The following is a 19896-nucleotide window of genomic DNA, read 5'->3' as shown; positions in this document are numbered from 1 at the left end:
ATGTTCTGGCCGATGCTCGCGATCGCCCTCGGGTTCCTGGGGCTCGCCGTTCTGGGTGTGCTCGCCGTCCGCGTCTTCGTGGAGGCGGAGCGCCTCGGCCGGCAGGTCGCGGACTCGACGCGCCGTATCAACCGCGCCGCGGAGGACCTGGAGCGGGTGTCCGTCGGCGCCGCCCGTGCCGCGGAACGGATATGAACAGGGTGTGAGTCCGCAGCGGGCACCGGTTCGGCCGACGCCCTGTGCGGGGACGTTTCCGCAGACGCGCACCCAGTTCAATGGGGTCTCCGTGTGCCGCACATCTGCCGCCCGCCGACAGGGGATGGATTGCCACAGCCTGTCTTCTTCCGTCCGTGGACAGGTACGCTCTGATCGCGGCCCGCAGATAGAGGCTCGGACCGCAGACCGGGAGTACGCACAGGGATTGCCCCACGTTCACCCCTGGGCGTTACGATCGCTGAACGGGCGTCGGACACATGTCCGACTGTTCGGGCAGCACGCCCACCCATGCCGCCTCGGTGAGAAGGTAAAGACTTATGTTCGGAAGGCTCGGAGCTCCCGAGATCATTCTCATCCTCGTCGTCATCATCCTGCTGTTCGGCGCGAAGAAGCTTCCGGACATGGCGCGCTCCCTCGGCAAGTCCGCGCGCATCCTGAAGAGCGAGGCCAAGGCGATGAAGGACGACGGCAAGCCGTCCGCCCCCGCCGGCCCGCCGAACGACGAGGCGTCCGCGCAGCGCACCATCCAGGCGGCCCCCGGTGACGTGACCAGCTCCCGCCCGGTCAACGAGCCCACGGACACCACCCAGCGCTGACGCAGGGCCGGGATCCATCGGCCCGCCGCATGAGATGAGGACGTGGGTTGCCCAAGCCTGCCCGCAAGGAGAAGGACCCCGAGGGGCGGATGCCCCTTGCGGACCACCTTCGTGAGCTCCGCAACCGGCTCGCGAAGGCGATGTTGGCCATCATCCTGGTCACCATCGTCGCTGCCTTCTTCTACAACGACATCATCAACTTCCTCACCAAGCCGATCCTCGACTCGGTCGGCTGCGGGAAGAGCTTCGCGGAACTGGCGAAGTCGACTGACCACACCCAGTGTGCGCGGATCACGATCAACGGCCTGCTCGCCCCCTTCACCCTGGCGCTGCAGGTCTCTCTCATGGCCGGTGTCGTGTTCGCCTCGCCGGTCTGGCTGTACCAGCTGTGGGCGTTCGTCGCGCCGGGCCTGCACCGGCACGAGCGGAAGTACGCCTACGCGTTCGTGGGCACCGGCGTTCCGCTCTTCCTCGGCGGCGCGTTCTTCGCCTACCGGGTGCTGCCCACCACCGCGAAGGTGCTCATCGACTTCACGCCGACCGGCGTGGACAACCTGCTGCCGCTCGACGACCTGCTCCAGCTCGTCACGCGCATGGTCGTCGTCTTCGGGCTCTCCTTCGAGCTGCCCCTGCTGCTGATCATGCTCAACCTCACCGGGGTGCTCACCGGCCAGCGGATGCTCGGCTGGTGGCGGGCCATGATCCTCGGCATCACGGTCTTCGCGGCTGTGGCCACCCCGAGCACCGACCCGATCTCCATGCTGGCGCTGGCCGGGCCGATCTGGGTGCTCTACTTCGGCGCGGTCGCCTTCTCGCTGCTCAACGACCGGCGCAAGCGGATCCGCGACGCCGGAGGACCGGGCGACGACGAGGCCTCCGACCTGGACCTCACCCCCGAGGACATCGGCGAGGTCGAGTCGGTCTCGGCGGGCGGTGCCCCGGCCGAGCCCTCCGGCACGGACCGGGTCAACGGCTACGACGACGTGACCTGACCTGACCGGCACGGTAGCGGAGCGTTCCGCGACCGTCGCAGTCCGCGGGCCCCACCGGTGTAACCGGTCGGGGCCCTTGCCGTTCCCGCGCCGGTCACGGGCCCGATCCTGATAATGATCGTCCCGTTGTCAGTGAGGCCGGTACGCTCGAAAGTACGATGACACAGGACCTCTCACCGGCCGAGCGGTACGCGGCAGCCCGCAGGCGCGCTGCCGAGCAGGCCACCGCGCTCGCCTCCTTCCGCGAGATGTACGACTTCGGCCTCGACCCCTTCCAGATCGAGGCCTGCGAGGCGCTCGAGGCGGGGAAGGGCGTACTGGTGGCCGCGCCCACCGGCTCCGGCAAGACGATCGTGGGCGAGTTCGCCGTCCACCTCGCCCTGCGGCAGGGCAAGAAATGCTTCTACACGACACCCATCAAGGCGCTGTCGAACCAGAAGTACTCGGACCTGTGCCGCCGCTACGGCGCGGACAAGGTCGGCCTCCTCACCGGCGACAACAGCGTCAACTCGGACGCCCCGATCGTCGTGATGACCACCGAGGTCCTGCGGAACATGCTCTACGCGGGTTCGCAGAGCCTCCTCGGCCTCGGCTACGTGGTCATGGACGAGGTGCACTACCTCTCCGACCGCTTCCGCGGCGCCGTGTGGGAGGAGGTCATCATCCATCTGCCCGAGTCGGTGACGCTGGTGTCACTGTCGGCGACCGTGTCGAACGCCGAGGAGTTCGGCGACTGGCTCGACACCGTCCGCGGCGACACCGAGGTGATCGTCTCCGAGCACCGGCCCGTGCCCCTGTTCCAGCACGTGCTGGCCGGGCGCCGGATGTACGACCTGTTCGAGGAGGGTGAGGGCCATCGGAAGGCCGTCAACCCCGACCTGACCCGTCTGGCCCGGATGGAGGCGAGCCGCCCCTCCTACACGGACCGTCGGCGCGGTCGCGCCATGCGCGAGGCCGACCGCGAGCGGGAGCGCAGACAGCGCGCCCGGGTGTGGACGCCCAGCAGACCGGAGGTCATCGAACGGCTCGACGCCGAAAGCCTGCTGCCCGCCATCACGTTCATCTTCAGCAGGGCCGCCTGCGAGGCCGCCGTCGAGCAGTGCCTGTACGCAGGGCTGCGGCTCAACAGCGAGGAGGAGCGCGAGCAGGTGCGTGCCCTCGTCGAGGAGCGCACCGCCTCGATCCCGCCCGAGGACCTGCACGTCCTGGGCTACTACGAGTGGCTGGAGGGTCTCGAGCGCGGTATCGCCGCCCACCACGCGGGCATGCTGCCGACGTTCAAGGAGGTCGTCGAGGAGCTCTTCGTACGCGGCCTGGTCAAGGCCGTGTTCGCCACCGAGACCCTGGCGCTCGGCATCAACATGCCCGCCCGCTCGGTGGTGCTGGAGAAGCTCGTCAAGTGGAACGGCGAGCAGCACGCGGACATCACGCCCGGCGAATACACCCAGCTGACCGGCCGCGCCGGCCGCCGCGGCATCGATGTCGAGGGCCACGCGGTCGTGCTGTGGCAGCGCGGAATGAGCCCCGAGCACCTCGCGGGCCTCGCGGGCACGCGTACCTATCCGCTGCGCTCCAGCTTCCGGCCGTCGTACAACATGGCCGTCAACCTGGTCGAGCAGTTCGGCCGGCACCGCTCGCGCGAACTCCTCGAGACGTCCTTCGCGCAGTTCCAGGCCGACAAGTCGGTCGTCGGCATCTCGCGCCAGGTCCAGCGCAACGAAGAGGGGCTCGAGGGCTACAAGGAGTCCATGACCTGCCACCTCGGCGACTTCGAGGAATACGCCCGGCTGCGCCGCGAACTGAAGGACCGTGAGACGGAGCTGGCCCGGCAGGGCGTCGCACAGCGCCGCGCCGAGGCGGCGGTCGCCCTGGAGAAGCTCAAGCCCGGCGACGTCATCCACGTCCCCACCGGCAAGTACGCGGGCCTCGCCCTGGTGCTCGACCCCGGGCTGCCGGCCGGCCGTTCCAACGGCCATCGCGGTTTCGAGCACCAGGACGGCCCGCGCCCCCTGGTGCTGACCGCCGAGCGGCAGGTGAAACGGCTCGCGTCCATGGACTTCCCGGTGCCGGTCGAGCCGCTGGAGCGGATGCGCATCCCGAAGTCGTTCAACCCACGCTCACCGCAGTCCCGTCGGGACCTCGCCTCCGCGCTGCGCACCAAGGCCGGCCACATCCCGGCGGAGCGGCACCGCAAGAAGCGGTCCGCGGCCGCCGACGACCGTGAGATCGCCCGGCTGCGCACGGCCCTGCGCGCCCACCCCTGTCATGGGTGCAACGACCGTGAGGACCACGCCCGTTGGGCCGAGCGCTACCACCGCCTGTCGCGCGACACCTCCCAGCTGGAGCGCCGTATCGAGGGCCGGACGAACACCATCGCCCGCACCTTCGACCGCATCGTCGCCCTGCTCACGGAGCTGGACTACCTGCGCGCCAACGAGGTGACCGCGAACGGAAAGCGCCTCGCGCGGCTGTACGGTGAACTGGACCTGCTCGCCAGTGAATGCCTGCGCGAGGGTGTCTGGGAGGGCCTCGCCCCGCCCGAATTGGCCGCGTGTGTCTCGGCGTTGGTGTACGAGGCCCGGGTGGGTGACGACGCGATGGCGCCGAAGCTGCCGTCGGGCAAGGCCAAGGCCGCGCTCGGCGAGATGGTGCGCATCTGGGGCCGGCTCGACGGCCTCGAGGAGGAGTTCCGGATCAACCAGACCGAGGGCGTCGGCCAGCGCGAGCCGGACCTCGGTTTCGCCTGGGCCGCCTACATGTGGGCGAGCGGCAAGGGCCTCGACGAGGTGCTGCGCGAGGCCGAGATGCCGGCCGGCGACTTCGTGCGCTGGTGCAAGCAGGTCATCGACGTCCTCGGCCAGATCTCGGCCGCCGCGCCCGTGGAGGGCTCGACCGTGGCGAAGAACGCGCGCAAGGCGGTCGACGCGTTGCTGCGCGGTGTGGTGGCGTACTCCTCGGTGGGGTGACGGTCACCCGCGCCTGAGATATCGGAGCGGCAGGCGGCTCTGCGGCTTGCGGACCGTGTTCGGTCGATCGCGCCCGCGCGGCGGAGCCGCCTGCCGCTCCAGGGCCCCTCAGGGGCGCCGGCCCGCGCGGCGGTTCAGACAGGCCCGCCAGCCCCGTACCGCGTGATGTCCTCGGCGTCCGCGAGGGCGCTCGGCTCGCACAGGACGCCGGCGACGGCGGACGCTGCACTGCGCGTCGCCGGGGCTTGACACTCCCTCAACGCACCCCTGCAAAGCGGGTGTTCGTTCGGAGAGCGGCCTGACTCGCATACCAGTACGCCGTGACGTTGCGTGTTCAAATAATGCCGCAGCGTGTAAATAGGCTGAGATTACTCCCGCCCCTGAAGGCATTTCAGGTGCTTGCTGAATATGACACGGCGATGATCCGGCCGGACTAAGCTCGCCCGCGACGCACCGAGTTGATGTGAAATCGCTCGTCTGCTCATAAAATGTACAGAGAATTCCGTTTTATCCCCACGCCTGATCCGGGATATACCCCCGCCTTCCCGCTGCAAGTCTCCCGAAACAGCCGATTCGTCTCAGAGGGCATACATGGTGAGTGTCCAATCGCCTCCCGGTGGCCGTGAACTTCCCTACGCGCGCGAGTTGTTGCTGCCCGTCATACTGATGGCGGCGGCGACGGGGGCCGCCGCAGCGGTGGTCCCGGATCAGGCCCGGGCCACGGTCGGCTGGTGCGGAGCCGTCGCCACGGGCCTGGTGACGGCCGTCGCGGCGCTGGCGGCACGCCGCGGCCGCACCGTCCGCGCCCTGCGCGCCGACTTCGCACAGCGCACCGCCTACCTGGAACAGCGCATCGCCTCCCAGGACGACGACATCGAGTACTTCCGCAGCGAGATCCTGCCCCGGGCCCTCGACACCCTGCGCGGCGGCGTCTCTCCCGCCGAGGTGATCCGCACGGTCGTCGACCGCAGTCCGCAGTTCCGCGGCCTTCCCCAGCCGCAGCGGCACCTTCTGCGGACCTTGCTCCAGATCGTCGACCGCGAGATCGCGATGCGCGACTCCTCGCAGCGCGCCTTCGTCAACATCGCCCGCCGCGTCCAGGCCATCGTCCATCAGCAGGCCAAGGAACTCAGGGAGATGGAGGAGGACCACGGCCGCAGCCCCGAGGTCTTCGACGACCTGTTGCGCATCGACCACGGCACCGCGCTGATCGGACGCCTCGCCGACTCCATCGCCGTCCTCGGCGGCGGCCGCCCCGGGCGCCAGTGGCCCCAGCCCGTCCCGCTGTACAGCGTGCTGCGCGGCGCGATGTCCCGCATCCTGGAGTACCGCCGTATCGAGCTGCACTCCATCGCCGAGGTCAACATCAAGGGCATCTCGGTCGAGCCGATCATCCACGCCGCCGCCGAACTCCTCGACAACGCGACGCGCTACTCGCCGCCCCAGACCAAGGTGCACGTCACCGCCACCGAAGTGCAGACCGGCATCGCCGTGGAGATCGAGGACGGCGGCATCAGCCTCAGCGAGGAGAGCCGCACCAGGGTCGAACGCAAGCTCGCCGAGGCACAGGCCGGTGTCGACGTGCAGGAGCTCGGCGAGGCCCCGCGCCTCGGGCTCGCCGTCGTCGGGCGCCTGTCGTCGATGTTCAACATGCATGTCTCGCTGCGGCAGTCCGCCTACGGCGGCGTCCGCGCCATCGTCGTGATCCCCAACGACATGCTCACCACCGACCCCGCGCCGGGGTTCGCCCACGGCATCGGCGCCACCTCGGTGCCGACCCTGGACAACGACGGGGTCGAGGGCCCCGAGCGCAAGGCCAAGAAGCGCCGCCCCACCACCGGGCCCCGGATCCCGGAGCAGATCGCCATGGAGGACGACGTCCCGGTGGTCACCGAGTGGACCGCGGGCGGGCTGCCGCAGCGTCGCAGCCGGGTCAAGATCCCGCTGAGCCAGCGGATCGCGGAGGCCGCCGCGGCCGAGGCGGCGGCCAAGGCCGCGGAGGCCGCGACGCACTCTCCGTGGGCGCCGGAGCCGGATCCGGAGAAGGAGGAGCCGCCACCCGGGCTATGGGTCGAGGCGTTCATGCACGGGCTCAAGGCCGACCCGGATCCCAACGCCTTCTCCGCCGGGCCTCCGGCCGGCGATCCGCACTTCACCGACGACGAACCGGCAGCCGCCCAGGCCGACGAGGGGGACTTCAAGTGATCCAGCAGCGAGGCAACTTCGACTGGTTGCTGAAGGAACTCGCCGACGGCGTACCGGGCGTGCACCAGGTCGTGGTGCTCTCCGCCGACGGACTGCGCATCGCCCGCTACGGCGGTGACCCCGACGCGGCCGACCGGGTCGCCGCGGCCTGCGCCGGACTGCAGAGCCTGGCCGGAGCCGTCGCCGCCGAGATCCCGGACAGCGACGGCCGGATGCGCATGGTCATCATCGAGATCGACGGCGGCTACTTCTACATGATGGCGGCAGGCCCCAACGCGTACCTGGCCGTGCTCGCCGACACCGTCGCGGAGGCCGGGCTGATGAGCAACCGGATGCGCGACCTGGTCCTACGCATCGGCTCCCACCTCGCAAGTCCGCCACGCCGCAACGGGCAGGCCGTATGACTCCTCCGCAACGCCGTCGGCGTCACCCCGAACAGCAGCCTCCGCCGGAGCCCGACACACCCGGCACACTCGATATAGCGGGCACCGGGAAGGAGGGCGAGGCGAAGAACCCCGAGCGGTTGTACATCCTCACCGGCGCGACCGACGGGGGCGAGCGGGCCCCCATCGACCTGGTCACCCTGATCGTGGCGAGCGCCGACCCACCGCCCACGGCCACGCCGGAGCACTCGGCGCTGCTCCGGCTCTGCCGGGCACCCCTGTCCGTGGCCGAGATCTCGGCCTGCCTCAGCCTGCCGTTCAGCGTGGTGACCGTGTTGCTCACCGACCTGCTGGCGGCCGAACTGGTCCAGGCCCGCGCCCCCATCGTCCGGCAGGCGACGCCCGACCGTGCCCTCCTCGAAGCGGTGATGCATGGACTGCAAAGGCTCTGACACCATCCCGGGTCCACGGGCCGAGGACCACCTGCCGCACACCACGCAGGCCGCGGTCAAGATCGTGATAGTGGGCGGCTTCGGAGTGGGCAAGACGACCATGGTCGGTTCGGTCAGCGAGATCAGGCCGCTGACGACCGAGGAGACCATGACCCAGGCAGGCCTCGGGGTCGACGACAACTTCGGCTCCGACAGCAAGACGGCCACCACCGTGGCCATGGACTTCGGCCGGATCAGCATCACCGAGCAACTGGTGCTGTACCTGTTCGGCACCCCGGGCCAGGAGCGCTTCTGGTTCCTGTGGAACGGCCTGTTCGAGGGCGCCCTCGGCGCGGTCGTCCTGCTCGACACTCGCCGCCCGGAGGTGAGCTTCGACGTCATCGGCCGCCTCGAGGAGCACGGCGTGCCCTTCGTGATCGCCGCCAACTCCTGCCCCGACGCCCCGCGTTACCCCATGGAGGAACTCCGGGCGGCACTCGACCTGCCCGACGAGATCCCGATCGTGGAGTGCGACGCACGGCGCCGGGCCTCCAGTCGCGAGGTGCTGATGACGCTGATGCGCTTCCTGCACGCCCTGGCCGTGACCCGCGCGCCCGTCTGACCCGCACACGCACGCGTCGTACCCGTCCCCATCGCCCGTCCCCAGCCCCCGACACCGGACCCAACCTCAGCCTCGGAGCGATCATCGTGACGCCTGAATCCCACCCCCTGACCGGCCGGGACCTCACCAGTACAGATGACGCCGGACCCGTCCCGCCGCCCGGCTGCCCGGCGCACGGCCGCGGCCCCGGCGGAGCGCACCGGCTGTTCGGCCCAGAGGCGGAGGACCTGGGAGCCCTGTACGAGAAGATGCGCGCCGAACACGGTGCGGTGGCGCCCGCGTTGCTCCACGACGACGTGCCGATCTGGGTGGTGCTCGGACACAGCGAGAACCTGCACATGGTGCGTTCCCCCGCGCACTTCACCCGGGACAGCCGGGTCTGGGCACCGCTGCTGTCCGGCCACATCAAGCCCGACCACCCGCTGACACCGCACTTCGCCTGGCAGCCCATCTGCTCGTACGCCGAGGGAGACGAGCACCTGCGGCTGCGCGGTGCCGTCACCGGCGCCATCTCGACCATCGACTACCGGGGGCTGCGCCGCTACATCAACCGCGCCACCCAGGCCCTCGTCAACCGGTTCTGCGAGGAGGGCCGTGCCGACCTGGTCGGCCAGTTCGCCGACCATCTGCCGATGGCGGTGATGTGCGAGGTCCTCGGTATGCCCGACGAGTACGGCGACCACATCGTGCATGCCGCCCGCGACATGCTCAAGGGCACCGAGACCGCGATCGCCAGCAACCAGTACATCGTGGACGCCCTGACCCGGCTCACCGCCGCGCGCCGGGCCCAGTCCGAGGACGACTTCACCAGCCACCTGGTCAACCACCCGGCAGGGCTCACCGACGACGAGATCAGAGAGCATCTGCGCCTCGTCCTGATCGCGTCCTACGAGGCCACCGCCAACCTCCTCGCCAACGTACTGCGGGTGGTGCTCACCGATCCGCGGTTCAGGGCCCAGCTCAACGGCGGGCAGATGACGGTGCCCGAGGCGGTGGAGCAGTCCCTGTGGGACGAGCCGCCGTTCAGCACCATCCTCGGCTACTTCGCCAAGCAGGACACCGAACTGGGCGGCCGGCGCATCCGCAAGGGCGACGGACTGCTGCTGGGCATCGCGCCCGGCAACGTCGACCCCCGGGTACGGCCCGACCTCGCCGCCGGCATGCAGGGCAACCGCTCCCACCTCGCCTTCGGTGGCGGCCCGCACGAGTGCCCGGGTCAGGACGTCGGCCGTGCCATCGCCGACACCGGCGTCGACGCGCTACTGATGCGGCTGCCGGACATCCGGCTGGACTGCGACGAGGACGAACTGCGCTGGACCGGGTCCATCGCCTCGCGCCACCTGGTGGAGCTCCCGGTGCGGTTCGAGCCGAGGCCGCGCCAGGAGGTGACACAGCGGCCCGCCATGCACGCGGTGCCGCACCAGCGCCCCGGCTGGCTGATCACGACTCCCGGACCCGAGACCACCGGGCCGGCGCCCGAGCCGACGGCCCCTCCGTCGGCGTCGCCCCATCCCGCCACCGGGCCGTCCCCGGCGGACCCGGCCGGCGATCGGAGCCGCCCCGGACTGTGGCAGCGGGTGCTGCGCTGGTGGCGGGGCGACTGAGCCGCTATCGGGCCCACTCGTCGTACGCCGACCAGGCCTGGAGGACCCGCCCGCTGACGAAGCGGTGCTCGCGCCCCGTGACTGGATCGGTGAACTCCAGCGACCGCGCCAGCAGTTGGAGCGGGTTCCGGAAGTCACCGTCCGGTCGTGGGTCGGCGACCAGCGGATAGAGGGGATCGCCGAGGATCGGCAGCCCCAGCGCGTTCATGTGTACCCGCAGCTGGTGGGTCTGGCCGGTGCGGGGGAGCAGCCGGTAGCGCCCGCGCCCGCCGTGGTGCTCGAGCAGTTCGATCCGGCTGACCGCGTTGGGCTCGCCCGTGACCTCCCGGGCCGTCATGACTCCGCGCTCCTTGACGATCCGGCTGCGGACGGTCAGCGGCAGCGCGACCTCGGGCCGATAGGGGGCGACGGCCTCGTACTCCTTGAGGACCCGCCGGTCGCGGAACAGCGTCTGGTAGCTGCCGCGCTCGTGCGGTCGCACCGTGAACAGAACCAGCCCGGCGGTGAGCCGGTCGAGCCGGTGGGCGGCCGACAGGGCCGGTATGCCGAGGTCGCGGCGCAGCCGGGCGAGGGCGGTCTCGGCGACATGGCTGCCGCGCGGGGTGGTGGCGAGGAAGTGCGGCTTGTCGGCGACGACGAGGTGCTCGTCGCGGTAGACCACCTCGACCGGCTCGGGCACCCGCACCTCGTCGGGCAGCGCACGGTGGAACCACACGTACATGCCCGGTACGTACACCGCGTCGGGCGGGACGGCACGGCCGTCCGCCCCGACGATCCGGCCCGCGTCGAGCATGCCGTCGATGACCCCGTCCCCGGCCGCGAGCCGGGCCACGAGGTGGTCCCGCACGGTGGCCCACTCGCCGTCGAACGGGAGCCGCACCCGTACGGGATCGACCCCCTCGCGCTGGGGGAGGGGAGAGGGCGGGATCCGGGCCTTACGTCGCATCACCGCCAAGCGTACGAGGTGCCGCGGTGGCCTGGCCGATGAGACGGATGGGTCCCCGGCGTCCGGCTCCTCTGCCCGGCGCCTGGCGGATGGAAGGTGATCGGCATTCCGGTGCCGGCCGTCTTCGGGGACTTTCAGCGACCAGTCCCGCGGAGCCACCGCGGGGCCGCCACCAGCTCTGCACCGAAGTCCTCGCGCACCGCGAGCGCGATATATCGTGTGTGTTGACTCCCGGATCCCGGTCGCGATATGTTCGTGAACGGATATTCGGAGACGGATCGAGGTGAACCTCCGTGGCGACGAAACGCCGAAAGCTGGCCAACCCGCTGGCACTGGCGGTCATGGTGCTGCTCACCGAGAAACCCATGCACCCGTACGAGATCGCCCAGACCCTGCGCCGCCGTGGCAAGGACACCAGTCTGAAGATCAACTACGGGTCGCTCTACACCGTCGTCCAGAATCTGGAGAAACACGGTTTCGTCGAGGTCGCCGATGTGCAGCGCCAGGGCAACCGGCCCGAACGCACGCTCTACGGCATCACGGACGCCGGACGGGAAGAGGCCACCGAGTGGCTCTCGGATCTGCTGGCCGTCCCCGCGCAGGAGTTCCCCATCTTCGAGGCGGCCCTCTCGCTCATGGGAGTGCTCCACCCCGACGAGGTGGCCCGTCTCCTCAGGGAGCGGCTGGACACCCTCGAGGTGCAGGCCGCGAGCGCGCGCGGTGGCCTGGAGAAGCTCTACGAGACGCTTCCCCGGCTCTTCCTCGTCGAGGCCGAGTACAAACTCCACATGATCGAGGCGGAGGCCGCGTGGGTGCGCGGCTTCCTCGCGGAGATCAGGTCGGGCACGCTACCCGGCGTCAAGGAGTGGCGGACCTTCAGTGAGACGGGGGAGGTCCCCGAGGAGTTTGCGCAACTGGACGGCGGCGAACGCGAAAGTCCGTAGCCGCCACAAGGAAAGGACCCCGGCAGGGCTGTTGCAGCAGTCCCGCCAGGGTCTCGAACCCCGAGCTGAATCCGCCGTGAGGCACACCCAGGCGATCGAGGTGCGGCACACCCAGGATAGCCCGGTGCTCTTCACACGGATCAGCCGTCATCCGCTGATCCCGGCGGCGTGCCCTCCGCGCATGCGGACCCGCCGCCCGCTGTCCAAGGAGAGCAGTCGTCATGACCACCCGTGCGCCCGCAGTCGAGGCGCGCCAGCTGATCAAGACCTATTCCGGAGATGTCACCGCGCTGAGCGGCATGGACATCACCGTCGAGCCGGGCACCGTCTTCGGGCTCCTCGGCCCGAACGGTGCCGGGAAGTCCACCACCGTCAAGATCCTCACCACTCTGGCCCGCCCCGACTCGGGCTCGGCCACCGTCGCAGGCCACGACGTGCTGCGCCACCCCGACCGGGTACGCCGCGCGATCGGCGTAGTAGCCCAGAACTCCGGTGCCGACCCGGTCGCCACCGGCCGCGAGAACCTCCAACTCCAGGGCAGGCTCTACGGCTTGAAGGGCCGAGCGGTCAACGCACGGGTGGACGAGCTGCTCGAGCGCTTCACGCTCACCGATGCCGCCGGCCGCCAGGTCAAGGGCTACTCCGGTGGTATGCGACGCCGTCTCGACGTCGCGCTCGGACTCGTGCACCGGCCGGAAGTGCTCTTCCTCGACGAGCCCACCACCGGACTCGACCCGGAAGCTCGTACCGCCATGTGGGAGGAGATCGCCCGGCTCGCCGGTGAGGAGGGCCTCACCATCCTGCTCACCACGCACTATCTGGAAGAGGCCGACCGGCTCGCCGAGCGCATCGCGATCGTCGACCGCGGCCGGGTCGTCGTGGAGGGCACCCCCGACTCGCTCAAGGGCGAACTGCGCGGCGACGCGGTCCACCTGGAACTGCGCGAAGCCGTCGGCGATGCCGGACGCACGCTGCTCAGGGGCGCGCTGGTCGGGCTGCCCGGTGTGCACGAGGTGCACCTGGACGGGCGCCGAGCCAGCGTACGTGCCGACGACGGTGCGGCGGCGATGCCCGCGCTGCTGGCGGCGCTCGAGCGCGCCGGGGTCGGTGTCGCCGCGGCGACCGTGGCCCGCCCCTCGCTCGACGACGTGTACCTGCGTTACGCGGGCCGGCGTTTCTCCGAGGCCGAAGCCGAGGACGCCGGTGTCCTCGCCCTTGCCGGAGGTGCGCGATGAGCACAGCCGTCTCGCAGACCTGGTACATGACCCGGCGTCAGCTCATGGTGTTCGCACGGCAGCCCGCGTACGCCGTCATCACCCTGATCCAGCCGGTGATCTGGCTGTTCCTGTTCGGCAACCTCTTCAAGAAGGTCGTGGAGCTCGGCGGCTTCGGCACCACCTCCTACCTGGACTACCTGGTGCCGGGCGTGGTCGTGATGAGCGCGCTCAGCTCCAACATGTGGGCGGGCATGGGCACGCTGGAGGAGATCCAGCGGGGCACGCTCAACCGCTTCTTGACCACACCGGTCAGCCGGGCCGCGCTGATGAACGGCAACGTCGTCAACAACGGCCTGATCACCGCCCTGCAATCGGTGATCATCGTGCTGCTCGGGCTGCTGGGCGGCGCCGACTATCCGGGCGGTGCCGGCGGGGTCGCGATCCTCGTGCTCGCCTCCGTGCTGCTCGGCACGGTCTTCGGGGCTCTGTCCAACGCGCTGGGCATGCTGGTGCAGGAGCGGGAGTCGATCATCGGGATCAACACCTTCCTGCTGCTCCCGCTCACCTTCCTGTCCTCGGCGTTCATGGCGCCCTCCCAGATGCCCTCGTGGATGCGGCACATCGCCGACTTCAACCCGCTCAACTGGGCGATGGTCGCAGGCCGTTCGGCGATGTCCCAGCACCCTGACTGGGGTGCGGTGGGCAGCCGGGGCGGGGCGCTGCTGGCGCTCGCGGTCTTCGCGGTGTGGCTGTCGATCCGGACGTTCCGGTCCTACCAGCGTTCGGTGTAGGGGTCCGGAGCACGACGAAGGGGGCGGCACCCCGCGGGTGCCGCCCCCTTGCCGATGTCTCACGCGGCCGGTGCCGCGCCCTCCTGCTCCGCCTCGATCCGCGCGTTCCACTCCCGCTTCGACGCCTGCCAGCCGTCCTCGTTGTGGCCGAGCCGCCAGTACCCGGAGATCGACAGGTCCTCGCGTGCGATGTGGTGCTCCACCCGCAGCAGCCGGCGCAGCTCCTTCACGAAACTGGCCTCACCGTGCACGAAGGCGTGCACGCGGCCCTCGGGGAACTCCAGCGCGCGGACCGCTTCCAGAAGCGCCTTGCCGACCGGCCGATCCCCGCGGTGCAGCCAGACCACCTCGACATCGGAGTCGATCTTCTGCTCCTCCTCGGGGCCCGAGACCTCCACGAAGGCGTACGCCTCCACCCCCTCCGGCATCGCCTCCAGGGCGGCGGCGATCGCGGGCAGCGCGCTCTCGTCCCCGGCGAGGAGATGCCAGTCGGCGCCGGCGTCCGGGGCGTAGGCGCCGCCGGGGCCCATGAAGCGCACGGTCTGGCCCGGCTGGACGCGCAACGCCCAGGGCCCGGCGAGGCCCTCGTCGCCGTGGATGACGAAGTCCAGCGTCAGCTCGCGGTGTTCGGGATCCCAGGCACGCACGGTGTAGGTGCGGACCACCGGCCACTGGTCGCGTGGGACCTCCTCGCGGATGCGCTGCATGTCGAAGGGTTCCGGGTAGGTGACGCCCTCGGCCGGGAAGAGCAGCTTCACATAGTGGTCGGTGCAGGTGCCCACCGTGAAATCGGCCAGGCCGTCTCCGCCGAGCACCACCCGCTGCATGTGCGGGGTCAGTCGCTCGGTGCGGACGACCTGCGCGGAGTGGGTCCTGCGGCCCCCGCCTGCCGGGCGCTCTGCCATGACGGCCTCCCAGTTCCCTCGCTTAGGTTTACCTAAGCTAGCACCTCGTTCCAGTAGACACCTCTCCCAGGAAGGCTTGCTCACACCCCTTGCCGGAACCGTCACATGCCAAGCGTGGTGAGCAGGCGCTGCAGGGAGCCGCCGAGGCCCCAGCGGGCCGCGAGTGCGTCCACGGCGGCCGGGTCGCGCGGGGCACGAGGCAGGGCCGGGTCCACCTCGGGCAGCGGCACGTCGCCGGCGACGTGGACCACCTCGGGCGCCACCGCGACATACGGACGGGCCTCGTCCAGCCGCTTGCGCTGCGCCGGGGTGAGCCGGGACGCCGGGTCGTCGACCGCGGCCATGATCCCGGCCAGGTCCCCGAACTCGGTGAGCAGTTTCGCGGCGGTCTTCTCGCCGATGCCCGGCACCCCCGGCAGCCCGTCGCTCGGGTCGCCGCGCAGCAGTGCCAGATCCGCGTAACCGGGTCCGTCGACACCGTACTTCGCCCGCAGGAACGCCTCGTCGGTGAGCTGGAGCGTCCCGACGCCCTTGAGCGGGTACAGCACGCGTACCCCGCGGGCGTCGTCGACCAGTTGGTACAGGTCGCGGTCACCGGTGACGATGTCCACCGGGCCCTTCGCGCGGGCCGTGTACGTGCCGATCACGTCGTCCGCCTCGTACCCCGCCACACCCACGCGCGCGATGCCCAGCGCGTCCAGCACGTCCTCGATCACCGGCACCTGCGGGGACAGCGTGTCCGGCACCTCCTCCTCGTCCGGGCCCGCCGCGTGTTCTTCGGCCACGCGGTGCGCCTTGTAGGACGGGATCAGCTCGACCCGCCAGTGCGGGCGCCAGTCCGCGTCCATGCAGGCGACCAGGTCGTCCGGGCGATGGTCGCGGACCAGGCGGTCGATGAATTCGAGCAGCCCGCGCACGGCGTTCACAGGCGTGCCGTCCGGGGCCTTCACGGATTCCGGGACGCCGAAGTAGGCGCGGAAGTAGAGCGAGGCGGTGTCGAGGAGCATCAGGCGTCGGGTCACCTTGCGCATCATGCCGTACGGCACTGACGGCATACTGCCGTGCCGAGCGCTACGTGGCACCCGTTAACGTCTTGTGAAGAGAAACACCTCGGCGTTTGCCCTGGACAGCCGGGGGCAAGCGCGGCTCGGAGCGATGCCGATTGCAGATTCAACGTTTGCAGCGGCTCGCAGGCTTCGAGACGAGAGGTACGCAGTGGCAGCCACGCTTGAGGCCGAGCACCTGTACAAGGTGTTCGGGAGACGACCGGACGAGGCGGTGGAACGGCTCCGGCAGGGAGCCGGCCGCGAGGAACTGCGCGCAGACGGCACCACTGCCGCCGTGATCGACGCTTCCTTCACCGTGGCGCCCGGACAGATCTTCGTCGTCATGGGCCTGTCCGGATCGGGCAAGTCCACGCTGCTGCGCATGCTCAACGGACTCCTCGAGCCCACCGGCGGACACGTGCGCTTCGACGGCCAGGACCTGACCGCTCTCGGCCCCCGCAAGCTGCGCGAGGTCCGCTCACGGAAGATCAGCATGGTCTTCCAGCACTTCGCGCTCTTCCCGCACCGCAGCGTCCGCGAGAACGCCGCCTACGGTCTGGAAGTGCAGGGCGTGCCCCGCGCCGAGCGCGTCAAGCGTGCCGACGAGGCGCTCGCCCTGTGTGGCCTGGCCGGCTGGGAGAAGTCCTGGCCCGACGAGCTGTCCGGCGGTATGCAGCAGCGTGTGGGCCTTGCCCGCGCCCTCGCCACGGACGCCGATCTGCTGCTGATGGACGAGTCCTTCAGCGCGCTCGACCCGCTGATCCGCCGTGACATGCAGGACCAGCTCCTCCAGCTGCAGAAGACCCTGAAGAAGACCATCGTCTTCATCACGCACGACCTCAACGAGGCCATGCGCCTCGGCGACCGCATCGCCGTGATGCGGGACGGCCGGATCGTGCAGATCGGCACCGCCGAGGACATCCTGGTGCACCCGGCCGACGACTACGTCGCCTCCTTCACCCAGGACGTCGACCGCTCCAGGGTGCTCACCGCGGGCGCCGTCATGGACACGTCCGTGCGGGGCGACGAGGCGGACTGCGACTGCGCGACCGCGACGCCCGCCACGCCGTTCGTGGAGCTGTGCGCGATCAGCGCCGGCGTCAGCCACCCGGTCGCAGTGCTGGACGAGGAGCGCCGGCTTGTGGGCGTCGTGCCCCGGCAGCGCCTCGTCGGTTTCCTCGGCGACCGGGCGGAGGGGCCCGAGCCCTGCGACTGCCCGCAGGACAAGGGCGGGAAGGTGACCGCTCGTGCCTAGGATCCCGTTCGGCGACTGGGTCAACTCCGCCGTCGACTGGCTGCTGCACCACATGGGGTGGCTGTTCGACTTCTGCAAGATCGTGTTCCAGGGCACCTTCGAGGGCATCGACACCGTCCTGCAGGCTCCCGAGCCGCTGCTGCTCGCGGGCATCCTCGCCGTGATCGCGTTCTGGCTGCGCGGCACGTCCGCCGGCCTCCTCACCTTCGTGGGATTCGCCTTCATCGACTCCCTGGAGCTGTGGCAGGACGCGATGGTGACCCTGTCGCTCGTTCTGGTGGCGACCCTCATCGCGCTCGTGATCTCCGTGCCCGTGGGCATCTGGGCGGCCCGCTCCGCACGGATCAGCGGACTCGTGCGGCCGGTGCTCGACTTCATGCAGACGCTGCCGGCGATGATCTACCTCATCCCGGCGATCCTGTTCTTCGGCACCGGCGCGCCCGCCGGCATCGTGGCCACGCTGATCTTCGCCCTCGCACCCGGCGTGCGCATGACCGAGCTCGGCATTCGCCAGGTCGACAAGGAGCTGGTGGAGGCCGCCGACGCCTTCGGCACCACCCCGCGCAACACGCTGCTGCGCGTCCAGCTGCCGCTCGCCCTGCCCACGGTCATGGCCGGCGTCAACCAGGTGATCATGCTGGGCCTGTCCATGGCGGCCATCGCGGGCATGGTCGGCACGGGCGGCCTCGGCGGCGACGTGAACGAGGCGATCGGCCAGCTCAACGTGGGACTCGGTGCCGAGGCCGGGGTCGCCATCGTCATCCTGGCGATCTACCTGGACCGGATGACCAGTGCTCTCGGCACCCAGGTCTCCCCGCTGGGCCGACGTGCGATCGCCCGGCTGCGCGCCGCGCGGGGTCTGAAGATCTGGTCGTACCGCCCCCGGCCCGCCGTGGCCGTGATCGGTGTGGTCGTGCTCGCGCTGGCCGCCGGCGGCATGGGCGTCTTCGGCGGCGCGGACAAGTCCGCCACCGCCGCCGACGCACAGAACGTCGGACAGGGCAAGAAGATCACCATCGGCTACATCCCGTGGGACGAGGGCGTCGCCTCCACCTTCCTGTGGAAGGAGATCCTGGAGCAGCGCGGGTACCAGGTCGACGTCAAGCAGTTCGACGCCGGACCGCTGTATACCTCGCTGGCCCAGGGCGACGTCGACTTCGAGACCGACTCCTGGCTGCCGACGACGCACGCGCAGTACTGGAAGAAGTACGGCAGCCGGATCGACGACGTGGGCTCCTGGTACGGGCCGACGTCGCTGGAGCTGACCGTGCCCTCGTACATGAAGGGCATCGACTCGCTGGCGGACCTCAAGGGGAAGGCCGCCACGTTCGGCGGGCAGATCACCGGCATCGAGTCCAGCGCGGGCGAGATGGGCCTGCTCAAGAGCACGGTCCTGAAGAAGTACGGCCTCGACAAGGAGTACAAGGTCGTCGACAGCTCCACGCCCGCGATGCTCGCGCAGCTCAAGCGTGCGTACGCCAAGAAGGAGCCCATCGTCGTCACGCTCTGGTCGCCGCACTGGGCGTACAACGACTACGACCTGAAGAAGCTGAAGGACCCGATGGGCGCCTGGGGCAGCGGCGATTCGGTGCACACGCTCTCCCGCAAGGGATTCGCGCAGGACAACCCCGTCGTCGGGACCTGGCTGAAGAACTTCAAGATGGACGAGAAGCAGCTCACCGGCCTTGAGGCGGAGATCAACAAGGTCGGCCAGGGCAGGCAGCAGGACGCCGTGCGCACCTGGCTGAAGAAGTACCCCGGGCTCGTGGACAAGCTCGCCCCCGTCCAGCACTCCGCCGCCGGCAGCCCGGCCGAGGCGAAGCGCGCCCTGAACGTCGCCTGGTTCCCCTGGGACGAGGACGTGGCCGTGACCTACCTGTGGAAGAACGTCCTGGAGCGGCGCGGCTACAAGCTGAACCTCAAGCAGATGGACGTCGGCCCGGTCTACACCGGTCTGGCGGGCGGCGACCTCGACCTCAACTTCGACGCGTGGCTCCCGTACGCGCAGCAGAACTACTGGGACAAGAGCAAGGACAAACTCACCGATCTCGGCACCTGGTACCAGCCGACGTCGCTGGAGATCGCCGTGCCCTCGTACGTCAAGGACGTCAGGTCCCTTGAGGACCTCAAGGGCAAGGGGAAGACCTTCGGCGGCCGGATCGTCGGCATCGAGCCGGGCACGGGCGAGATGAACCTCCTGAAGACGAAGGTGCTGCCCGGCTACGGCCTCGACAAGGAGTACAAGGTCGTGGACGGCTCCACGCCCGCGATGCTCGCCGAGCTGAAGCGCGCCTACGCCAAGAAGGAGCCCGTAGCCGTCGTCCTGTGGTCGCCCCACTGGGCCTACAGCGAGTACCAGCTCACCAAGCTGAAGGACGACAAGAAGCTGTTCGGCGAGGGCAACACGATCCGCACCATCTCCGCCCGGGCGTTCCCGGACCGGTATCCGCAACTCACGAAGTGGATCAAGAACTTCCGGATGAGCGAGGCCGAACTGGGCAGCCTGGAGAGCGAGATCAAGAACCGCGGTCAGGGCCACGAGGAGGCCGCCGTGGCCGCATGGCTGGACCAGCACCCGGACCTGGTGGAGCGGATGACTCCGCAGTAGTCCGTGCGGGGGCCGCGGGTACCGTACCGGAAGGATCCGGACAACCCCGTCGGATCCGCGGTCCCGCCCAGCGTCACACCCGGCCGGCCGGGGGCGCCGAACCCTGTTTCGGCGCCGACCACCGACTCGTCGAGCACGAAGCGGTTGTCGTGGATGTCCACGCGCTGGG

Annotated in this window: 17 protein-coding genes; 14 read left to right on the top strand and 3 right to left on the bottom strand. The window is 70.0% G+C overall.

Annotated elements, in window-relative coordinates; all coding sequences use genetic code 11:
- From ACWDA7_RS31330 to ACWDA7_RS31290, 9 genes are all read left to right on the top strand, one after another.
- Positions 1-195, top strand: coding sequence for a hypothetical protein (locus tag ACWDA7_RS31330; RefSeq protein ID WP_361003082.1), 195 nt, complete (start codon positions 1-3; stop codon positions 193-195).
- A 338-nt stretch (positions 196-533) separates the two neighbouring features.
- Positions 534-812: a Sec-independent protein translocase subunit TatA gene (tatA, locus tag ACWDA7_RS31325; RefSeq protein WP_432925878.1), complete on the top strand. Its 279-nt coding sequence runs from the start codon at positions 534-536 to the stop codon at positions 810-812.
- A gap of 47 nt (positions 813-859) precedes the next feature.
- Complete coding sequence (gene tatC / locus ACWDA7_RS31320; RefSeq protein WP_450608429.1) at positions 860-1804, top strand: twin-arginine translocase subunit TatC; 945 nt, start codon at positions 860-862, stop codon at positions 1802-1804.
- A gap of 158 nt (positions 1805-1962) precedes the next feature.
- Positions 1963-4770, top strand: coding sequence for a DEAD/DEAH box helicase (locus tag ACWDA7_RS31315; RefSeq protein WP_450608427.1), 2808 nt, complete (start codon positions 1963-1965; stop codon positions 4768-4770).
- A gap of 591 nt (positions 4771-5361) precedes the next feature.
- The gene (locus ACWDA7_RS31310; protein ID WP_450608425.1) at positions 5362-6975 is read left to right on the top strand and encodes a sensor histidine kinase; all 1614 of its coding nucleotides are present in this window, start codon (positions 5362-5364) and stop codon (positions 6973-6975) included.
- Complete coding sequence (locus tag ACWDA7_RS31305; RefSeq protein WP_450608424.1) at positions 6972-7379, top strand: roadblock/LC7 domain-containing protein; 408 nt, start codon at positions 6972-6974, stop codon at positions 7377-7379. Before ACWDA7_RS31310 ends, ACWDA7_RS31305 begins: the two co-directional genes overlap by 4 nt.
- On the top strand, positions 7376-7810 hold the full coding sequence (locus ACWDA7_RS31300) for a DUF742 domain-containing protein (protein ID WP_450608422.1): 435 nt from the start codon (positions 7376-7378) through the stop codon (positions 7808-7810). Before ACWDA7_RS31305 ends, ACWDA7_RS31300 begins: the two co-directional genes overlap by 4 nt.
- Complete coding sequence (locus tag ACWDA7_RS31295; protein WP_450608421.1) at positions 7791-8411, top strand: GTP-binding protein; 621 nt, start codon at positions 7791-7793, stop codon at positions 8409-8411. Before ACWDA7_RS31300 ends, ACWDA7_RS31295 begins: the two co-directional genes overlap by 20 nt.
- A gap of 86 nt (positions 8412-8497) precedes the next feature.
- On the top strand, positions 8498-10015 hold the full coding sequence (locus ACWDA7_RS31290) for a cytochrome P450 (protein ID WP_450608420.1): 1518 nt from the start codon (positions 8498-8500) through the stop codon (positions 10013-10015).
- Between the two features lie 4 nt (positions 10016-10019).
- Here ACWDA7_RS31290 and ACWDA7_RS31285 read toward each other — a convergent pair whose 3' ends face one another.
- Complete coding sequence (locus ACWDA7_RS31285; protein WP_450608418.1) at positions 10020-10961, bottom strand: pseudouridine synthase; 942 nt, start codon at positions 10959-10961, stop codon at positions 10020-10022.
- Positions 10962-11254: 293 nt separating this feature from the next.
- Here ACWDA7_RS31285 and ACWDA7_RS31280 point away from each other — a divergent pair, with 293 nt between their 5' ends.
- The 3 genes from ACWDA7_RS31280 (at position 11255) to ACWDA7_RS31270 (ending at position 13913) form a co-directional block, all read left to right on the top strand.
- Complete coding sequence (locus tag ACWDA7_RS31280; protein ID WP_450608416.1) at positions 11255-11905, top strand: PadR family transcriptional regulator; 651 nt, start codon at positions 11255-11257, stop codon at positions 11903-11905.
- Between the two features lie 221 nt (positions 11906-12126).
- A complete protein-coding gene (locus ACWDA7_RS31275; protein WP_450608414.1) occupies positions 12127-13140 on the top strand; it encodes an ATP-binding cassette domain-containing protein in 1014 nt (337 codons plus the stop codon).
- Positions 13137-13913, top strand: a complete 777-nt coding sequence (locus ACWDA7_RS31270) for an ABC transporter permease (RefSeq protein WP_450608412.1) — start codon at positions 13137-13139, stop codon at positions 13911-13913. Before ACWDA7_RS31275 ends, ACWDA7_RS31270 begins: the two co-directional genes overlap by 4 nt.
- Positions 13914-13972: 59 nt before the next feature.
- Here the strand turns inward: ACWDA7_RS31270 and ACWDA7_RS31265 are convergent, their stop codons facing one another.
- Together ACWDA7_RS31265 and ACWDA7_RS31260 are read right to left on the bottom strand one after the other, a co-directional pair.
- Positions 13973-14818: a siderophore-interacting protein gene (locus tag ACWDA7_RS31265; protein WP_432925857.1), complete on the bottom strand. Its 846-nt coding sequence runs from the start codon at positions 14816-14818 to the stop codon at positions 13973-13975.
- A 101-nt stretch (positions 14819-14919) separates the two neighbouring features.
- The gene (locus ACWDA7_RS31260) at positions 14920-15849 is read right to left on the bottom strand and encodes a 5'-3' exonuclease (RefSeq protein WP_359390228.1); all 930 of its coding nucleotides are present in this window, start codon (positions 15847-15849) and stop codon (positions 14920-14922) included.
- A 184-nt stretch (positions 15850-16033) separates the two neighbouring features.
- Here ACWDA7_RS31260 and ACWDA7_RS31255 point away from each other — a divergent pair, with 184 nt between their 5' ends.
- Positions 16034-17119, top strand: a complete 1086-nt coding sequence (locus ACWDA7_RS31255; RefSeq protein WP_450608410.1) for a quaternary amine ABC transporter ATP-binding protein — start codon at positions 16034-16036, stop codon at positions 17117-17119.
- Complete coding sequence (locus ACWDA7_RS31250) at positions 17112-19727, top strand: ABC transporter permease/substrate binding protein (protein WP_450608408.1); 2616 nt, start codon at positions 17112-17114, stop codon at positions 19725-19727. Before ACWDA7_RS31255 ends, ACWDA7_RS31250 begins: the two co-directional genes overlap by 8 nt.
- Positions 19728-19896: the final 169 nt, after the last annotated feature.

It is taken from the genome of Streptomyces sp. NPDC001156 (genome assembly GCF_053598275.1).
The sequence above is the reverse complement of the archived record's forward strand: the minus strand, read 5'-3'. Positions and strand labels throughout refer to the sequence as shown.

What these genes read in the sequence shown, in the direction of transcription:
- ACWDA7_RS31270 (WP_450608412.1), top strand. Translation starts at nt 13,137, where the DNA reads ATGAGCACAGCCGTCTCGCAGACCTGGTACATGACCCGGCGTCAGCTC.
- ACWDA7_RS31295 (WP_450608421.1), top strand. Translation starts at nt 7,791, where the DNA reads ATGGACTGCAAAGGCTCTGACACCATCCCGGGTCCACGGGCCGAGGAC.
- ACWDA7_RS31310 (WP_450608425.1), top strand. Translation starts at nt 5,362, where the DNA reads ATGGTGAGTGTCCAATCGCCTCCCGGTGGCCGTGAACTTCCCTACGCG.
- ACWDA7_RS31260 (WP_359390228.1), bottom strand. Translation starts at nt 15,849, where the DNA reads ATGCGCAAGGTGACCCGACGCCTGATGCTCCTCGACACCGCCTCGCTC.
- ACWDA7_RS31265 (WP_432925857.1), bottom strand. Translation starts at nt 14,818, where the DNA reads ATGGCAGAGCGCCCGGCAGGCGGGGGCCGCAGGACCCACTCCGCGCAG.
- ACWDA7_RS31275 (WP_450608414.1), top strand. Translation starts at nt 12,127, where the DNA reads ATGACCACCCGTGCGCCCGCAGTCGAGGCGCGCCAGCTGATCAAGACC.
- tatA (WP_432925878.1), top strand. Translation starts at nt 534, where the DNA reads ATGTTCGGAAGGCTCGGAGCTCCCGAGATCATTCTCATCCTCGTCGTC.
- ACWDA7_RS31330 (WP_361003082.1), top strand. Translation starts at nt 1, where the DNA reads ATGTTCTGGCCGATGCTCGCGATCGCCCTCGGGTTCCTGGGGCTCGCC.
- ACWDA7_RS31315 (WP_450608427.1), top strand. Translation starts at nt 1,963, where the DNA reads ATGACACAGGACCTCTCACCGGCCGAGCGGTACGCGGCAGCCCGCAGG.
- ACWDA7_RS31300 (WP_450608422.1), top strand. Translation starts at nt 7,376, where the DNA reads ATGACTCCTCCGCAACGCCGTCGGCGTCACCCCGAACAGCAGCCTCCG.
- ACWDA7_RS31285 (WP_450608418.1), bottom strand. Translation starts at nt 10,961, where the DNA reads ATGCGACGTAAGGCCCGGATCCCGCCCTCTCCCCTCCCCCAGCGCGAG.